This window comes from Coleofasciculus sp. FACHB-712, from assembly GCF_014695635.1.
Taxonomy (GTDB): Bacteria; Cyanobacteriota; Cyanobacteriia; order Cyanobacteriales; family FACHB-T130; genus FACHB-T130.
In genome coordinates this window covers 1-5,718 of sequence record NZ_JACJOQ010000471.1, presented here as the reverse complement: position 1 = coordinate 5,718, position 5,718 = coordinate 1, and the positions used below count along the sequence as shown (strand labels likewise).

Below are 5,718 nucleotides of genomic sequence, written 5' to 3'. Positions count from 1 at the left end.
GAGATTGCCACATCCTTTCAAGCTCAGCTTCCTACCTTTACCGTTAACTTTAATTTTGCCGCTTCTGGTTTCTTGCAAAAGCAAATCGAACGGGGTGCCCCCATTGATGTATTTGCGAGTGCAGCAGCTCGACCGATGGATGCTTTAGAAACGCAGAATTTGTTGCTTCCCCAAACTCGCAAGACGTTTGCCCGTAATCAATTAGTCGTGGTGGCAACGACTGCTCAAACTCCTTGGCTGAAGAAACTATCTGACTTAAGGGATAGTCGTTTGAAACGTTTAGCAATCGGTAATCCAGCTACAGTGCCAGCGGGAGAGTACGCAAAAATGGCTCTGGAAAAAGAAAATCTTTATACCAAACTAGAAAAAGAAGAAAAGTTAGTCTTTGGTGACAATGTGCGTCAAGTTTTGACTTATGTGGAGCAGGGAAATGTTGATGCCGCCCTTATCTACGCAACGGATGCGGCGATATCGAAGAAAGTGAAGGTAATAAGCAGAATTTCCCTTGAATCAACTCGACCTATCGGCTATTGGATAGCGGTTGTCAAGCAAAGTCAAAATTCCCCACAGGCAAAAGAATTCATCAACTTTGTTATTAGTAACAGAGGGCAGAAGATATTGCAGAAATATGGCTTTCTACCAGTCGCTGACAATTAGCGTCTACCCCCTTTCCTGTTCTACAGCAATTCTCTATTGGATGCACTATGGTTTAACCCCACTCCTGCTCTCTCCCAGCGAACGGGGAGGTGAGGTTCCTGTATATTCCACTAAGAGTGAGAATCGCTATCGTTACAACGAGAATTGCCAGTTTTAGCTGTGTTGCGATGAGCTAGTTGCGGGATTCTCTGACTTCCCGTTTGCTACTTTCTCTGAGTCAGCCTGGGGAAGTGTCTTGACAGCTTGTTCTATCTGCTCTGCTTCCTGCTTGAACTCAGTTTCAAATTCTCTGGATGCTTCCTGGAAGCCGCGAATTGCCTTGCCCATACTGCGACCAATTTCTGGCAACTTTTTGGGGCCAAAAATCAAAAGGGCCACAACCATAATCAGCGCCATTTCCGGCAAACCGATGCCAAAGATATTCATAGGATTTTTCGTGCAAACGTTAACTTTAGTATAGAAGTATAGAACTGACAAAAAAACCCGGTCTAGCCGGGAAAGCATCAGTGTTTTTTAATCGTGGCATTATGTAAAGCCCAAGGGCTTCGCGCCAGATTGCCGTCGATTAACGGCCTAGGCTCTTCCAATCGACATCAACACCCTCAACGAGGAGTGAGGAGTTGTAAAGTTGCAGAATAATCAGTAAAAAGACCAAAAATAGCACCATAAAGACGCCCATCAATGGCGTAGTGCCCCAACCCGGAGATACTTTCCCATATTCAGAGTTCAGGGGTTTGAGGACATCTCCTAACCAAGTCCGTTGTGCCATAGCTTTCCTAGGATCACTCTCGACAGAAGTTTTTAACGTTTTGTAATATTGTATAGGAACTGCTCTCATAAATTATCTCACCTATGGAACCCGCAACAGTTCTTAGCATTTCGATCGCTGCTTTTCTCGTCGCCTTCACTGGCTTCACCATCTATACTGCGTTCGGGCCTCCTTCTAAGGAATTGAGCGATCCGTTTGAAGATCACGAAGACTAAAGCTTTCCGACGCCTGACCCGTGTAGGGCGATCGCTCTCAGGGGTAGGCGCAGCTACACAAGATATCTCCTGCTGGGTATCAACAATCAATGTGTAGCCTATCTGGGCGAAATGCTGGAGTCAAATGCAGGGGCAAGTTTGTCCTAAAATTGTCCTAAAACTTGGGCGCTGATGATGCGCCAAACCTGGAGTCGTTTTCATCCAGGTTTGGCTGTGGCGTCCAGTTTGATTTGAGCCTTCTTAGTAGCGCAATCCCGGCTGTAGGATGGGATGCGAGCGTTCATCTAGGTAGCGATCGCTACCTAGATGAATGCTTACCTTCAGGGCGGCAATCCGCAAAATGTAACTTTTACTACATTCCTGCTTAAAATTTATTGATATCTATACATTTAAGCTTTCAAAGTTCATCCCAACAAACTATTGCTAGCTATCGGGTAAAAAAATTAATAAGCTTCTAGGGTTCCGGTTTAAGTCTGAAGATTTAAACGACTGGTCCGAGAGAGGCGAATCAGTCATGGAGTGTTTTTATAAATTGAAACACGGACTGGTTACACGGCGGGACAAAAGCCCGGGAGGTACATAGCAGAAGCTTATCTGTTATGGCTTACCCGGGCTATCGTTTTTGCAAGTCTTTTTTTTGACTTGGGATAAAAAATAGAGCTTTTAGATTGACGAAACATCCCATTTTTTCAAACATGACTGAAATTAATCCTCAAAACTCGAATTCGGATTTTCAACCGCCGTCTACTGAAGCGAGTCGCGCTCTTGAAAAAGAAACCCATCTGCCAATGACAGGCTGGCAACAGGAGGTAGCAAAAGGGTTAGAGTTTGGGTTAGAAGCAGCAGAAAGTATACGCGATCGCTCTATTTCCACCTTCTCTCGCGGCGAACTTCCCCACTACGCAGGCATTAACACCTTCCTGAAAGCACCTTATATAGAAGATGTGCGAAAAGTGGGTGAATACGATGTTGCAATTGTAGGCGTACCCCACGATTCTGGCACCACCTACCGACCTGGAACCCGGTTTGGTCCCCAAGGAATTCGGCGGATTTCGGCTTTGTATACCCCCTATAACTTTGAACTAGGCGTTGATTTGCGAGAGCAAATTACCCTGTGTGATGTCGGAGATATTTTCACAATTCCGGGAAACAACGAAAAGTCATTTGACCAAATTTCTAAAGGAATTGCTCACATCTTTAGTTCCGGAGCTTTCCCAATTATTTTGGGAGGCGATCATTCAATTGGCTATCCCACAGTGCGAGGAGTTTGTCGCCACTTAGGTGATAAAAAACTGGGGATTATTCACTTCGATCGCCACGTCGATACCCAAGAAACAGACCTTGATGAGCGCATGCACACCTGCCCTTGGTTCCATGCCACGAACATCAAAAATGCCAATCCGAAAAACCTCGTGCAATTAGGGATAGGCGGCTGGCAAGTGCCGCGTCAGGGTGTAAAAGTTTGTCGAGAAAGAGCCACAAATATTCTGACGGTTACAGACATCACAGAAATGGGTTTGGATGCAGCGGTAAACTTCGCTCTAGAAAGGGCTTTAGATGGAACCGACTGCGTTTATATCAGCTTTGATATTGACTGCATTGATGCCGGTTTTGTCCCTGGAACTGGTTGGCCTGAACCGGGCGGATTATTGCCCCGCGAGGCTCTTTATATGCTAGGCAAAATTGTTCAGAAAGCACCCGTTTGCGGGCTTGAGGTAGTGGAAGTGTCGCCCCCTTATGACATCAGCGACATGACATCTTTGATGGCGACGCGAGTGATTTGCGACACGATGGCGCATCTAGTTCTGTCAGGACAGTTACCCCGAAAAGAGAAAGCCGCATACATTCACCCCTACGCCCAACCAGAATTAGTTGCAGAGTGGAGTTGAGCCTTGCACGAAACTGACATGACAAAGGCGCTCATTTTAACAGTAAAAGACTGGTGGGAATCCCAGACCGAGCGCCCCCATATTACCCAGATTCACTTAATTGTTGGTAAGTTCACTTGTGTGGAACCTGTCAGTCTGCAATTTGCGTTTGAGGTACAGACTGGCAACACCTTTTTAGAAGGGGTAGAACTGGTTATTCAGGAAACACCACTGATTGCCTTTTGTCACCGCTGCCAACAAGAATATGCACCCCAAGTTGGGTTGCAATACGGCTGCCCTGAGTGTCACTCACCGATGGAGGATATTCGCTCAGGGAGAGAACTGAAAATTGACCGGATTGAGTATAGTTTTGACGAGGCAAATAAAAACGCTTATGCATCAAACATTTGACGCTGCATTAGGAATTAACTTGCTCCATGCTAATCAGAAAGGAGCCGATCATAACCGAGCGCATTTTGATGAGTGGGGGATTACTTGTTTCAATATTATGAGTAGTCCTGGGGCAGGTAAAACGGCACTGTTAGAGCGATCGCTTGCTGTTTTGACGGATGAGTTGAAAATCGCCGTCATTGAAGGGGATATGACTACGGAGCTGGATGCCGACCGTTTGCGTCAATATGGAGTCCCTGTAATTGCAATTAATACGGGGCGTTCCTGCCACTTGGATTCCAAGATGGTAGCTGGAGGAATTCATCAACTAGAACACCAGTATAATCCTGCTGATTTTGATTTAGTGCTGGTTGAAAATGTCGGTAATTTAGTTTGTCCTGCTGAGTTTGAAGTGGGAGAACACATTAAAGTTGCTTTGTTAAGCGTGACTGAAGGAGAAGATAAGCCGCTCAAATATCCGGTGATGTTTCAAGAAGCGGATTGTTTGTTAATTACCAAGATCGATTTAGCTCCTTATCTCGATATTGATATTAATCGCATTGCCGCCAACGTCCGTCAGATGAACCCTCATGTCACAATTATTGCGGTTTCTGCCAAGACGGGTGAGGGATTAGAAAATTGGTTTGATTGGGTAAAATCGCAAGTTTTAAATCAACACCCATCTGCTACGGCAACAGAAATGCTACCCGCCTAATGAGCCTGCTCGTAAAAAGTGAGACTCAATGAAGACCCGCCAGTTACTTTCTCTATTCTCAGTCTTTTTGCTCAGCCTTGTCATTACTGTTAGTTGTGCTAACCCCCAGCAAACCGCTACATCCTCAAAAACTGAAACAATTCAAATGGGTTTTAGTGTTTGGCCTGGGTGGTTACCTTGGCAGGTGGCGAAAGAAGAAAAGCTGTTTGATGCGAACAAAGTTAATGTGGATTTGAAGTGGTTCGATGGCTATTTAGATTCCATTAACGCCCTCAATGCTGGTCAACTAAGCGCTAATACCCAAACCTTGAATGACACGATCAGCTCAGTGGCTGCTGGTTCCGATCAAGTAATTGTATTAGTCAATGACAATTCAACGGGCAACGACAAAATTATTGTTCGGGAAGGTATCAATAGTATTGCCGACCTCAAAGGGAAAAAAGTCGCTGCTGAAGAAGGAACCGTCGATCATTTCCTGTTACTTCTAGGACTGAAGAAAGCGGGTTTAACCCAAGCTGATATTACTTTTCAACCCTTAGAGACAGGCGCAGCCTCAGCTGCTTTTGTTGCGGGTCAAGTGGATGCAGTTGGAGTTTTTGCACCATTTACCAGCAAGGCGCTAGAACGTGCTGGAAGTAAAGAATTATTCAGTTCTAAAGACTTTCCAGGAGCAATTCCCGATCATTTAACGGTCAGCCGAAAACTGATTAACGAACGTCCTCAAGACGTGCAAGCTTTGGTCAATACATGGTTCGATACCTTGGCGTTTATCCGCACCAATCCTGACAAAGCTTACGCCGCGATGGCAAAACGGGCTGGGGTCACGGTTGAGGAATACAAGAAATACGAAGCCGGGACGAAAATCTTCAGCATTGAAGACAACTTGAAAGCATTTAGTCCCGGTAATGACATGACCTCTTTGAGTTACGCCGCTCAAGAAATTAGCAAATTTTTAGTTGAGGCTAAGTTAACTCAACAGACTCCGAATCTTACCCAAATATTTGACGATCAGTTTATCAAAGCCTACGCGGCAAAGCAAAAATCATGAACCGCTACGCTGAAGATTTGCCGGAAAATAATTCCGCTCGTCCTCGTAAAATGTTA

The 5,718-nt window shown here is 45.3% G+C and carries 8 protein-coding genes and 1 riboswitch; of the genes, 6 read left to right on the top strand and 2 right to left on the bottom strand.

What is annotated here, in order from left to right; all coding sequences use genetic code 11:
- Positions 1–657, top strand: a 657-nt coding sequence (gene modA / locus H6F50_RS15255) for a molybdate ABC transporter substrate-binding protein (protein ID WP_190429344.1), incomplete at its 5' end; no start/stop codon positions are given.
- Between the two features lie 153 nt (positions 658–810).
- On the opposite strand, the gene H6F50_RS15250 is transcribed toward modA, so the two are convergent.
- Together H6F50_RS15250 and psbH are read right to left on the bottom strand one after the other, a co-directional pair.
- The gene (locus tag H6F50_RS15250) at positions 811–1,083 is read right to left on the bottom strand and encodes a TatA/E family twin arginine-targeting protein translocase (RefSeq protein ID WP_190411416.1); all 273 of its coding nucleotides are present in this window, start codon (positions 1,081–1,083) and stop codon (positions 811–813) included.
- A gap of 139 nt (positions 1,084–1,222) precedes the next feature.
- Entirely contained in the window at positions 1,223–1,426 is a 204-nt protein-coding gene (psbH, locus tag H6F50_RS15245; protein WP_190411417.1) for a photosystem II reaction center protein PsbH, read from the bottom strand.
- An 83-nt stretch (positions 1,427–1,509) separates the two neighbouring features.
- Here psbH and psbN point away from each other — a divergent pair, with 83 nt between their 5' ends.
- The 5 genes from psbN (at position 1,510) to H6F50_RS15220 (ending at position 5,662) form a co-directional block, all read left to right on the top strand.
- On the top strand, positions 1,510–1,641 hold the full coding sequence (gene psbN, locus H6F50_RS15240) for a photosystem II reaction center protein PsbN (protein ID WP_190429343.1): 132 nt from the start codon (positions 1,510–1,512) through the stop codon (positions 1,639–1,641).
- 443 nt (positions 1,642–2,084) lie between these two features.
- Positions 2,085–2,218, top strand: a riboswitch (guanidine-I (ykkC/yxkD leader).
- A 118-nt stretch (positions 2,219–2,336) separates the two neighbouring features.
- Positions 2,337–3,530, top strand: a complete 1,194-nt coding sequence (gene speB, locus H6F50_RS15235) for an agmatinase (protein WP_190429342.1) — start codon at positions 2,337–2,339, stop codon at positions 3,528–3,530.
- Between the two features lie 3 nt (positions 3,531–3,533).
- On the top strand, positions 3,534–3,920 hold the full coding sequence (gene hypA, locus H6F50_RS15230) for a hydrogenase maturation nickel metallochaperone HypA (RefSeq protein ID WP_199292182.1): 387 nt from the start codon (positions 3,534–3,536) through the stop codon (positions 3,918–3,920).
- Positions 3,904–4,614, top strand: a complete 711-nt coding sequence (hypB, locus tag H6F50_RS15225) for a hydrogenase nickel incorporation protein HypB (protein WP_190429341.1) — start codon at positions 3,904–3,906, stop codon at positions 4,612–4,614. Before hypA ends, hypB begins: the two co-directional genes overlap by 17 nt.
- 28 nt (positions 4,615–4,642) lie before the next feature.
- Entirely contained in the window at positions 4,643–5,662 is a 1,020-nt protein-coding gene (locus H6F50_RS15220; RefSeq protein WP_190429340.1) for an ABC transporter substrate-binding protein, read from the top strand.
- Positions 5,663–5,718: the final 56 nt, after the last annotated feature.

What these genes read in the sequence shown, in the direction of transcription:
- H6F50_RS15250 (WP_190411416.1), bottom strand. Translation starts at nt 1,083, where the DNA reads ATGAATATCTTTGGCATCGGTTTGCCGGAAATGGCGCTGATTATGGTT.
- psbH (WP_190411417.1), bottom strand. Translation starts at nt 1,426, where the DNA reads ATGGCACAACGGACTTGGTTAGGAGATGTCCTCAAACCCCTGAACTCT.
- psbN (WP_190429343.1), top strand. Translation starts at nt 1,510, where the DNA reads ATGGAACCCGCAACAGTTCTTAGCATTTCGATCGCTGCTTTTCTCGTC.
- speB (WP_190429342.1), top strand. Translation starts at nt 2,337, where the DNA reads ATGACTGAAATTAATCCTCAAAACTCGAATTCGGATTTTCAACCGCCG.
- hypB (WP_190429341.1), top strand. Translation starts at nt 3,904, where the DNA reads ATGCATCAAACATTTGACGCTGCATTAGGAATTAACTTGCTCCATGCT.
- H6F50_RS15220 (WP_190429340.1), top strand. Translation starts at nt 4,643, where the DNA reads ATGAAGACCCGCCAGTTACTTTCTCTATTCTCAGTCTTTTTGCTCAGC.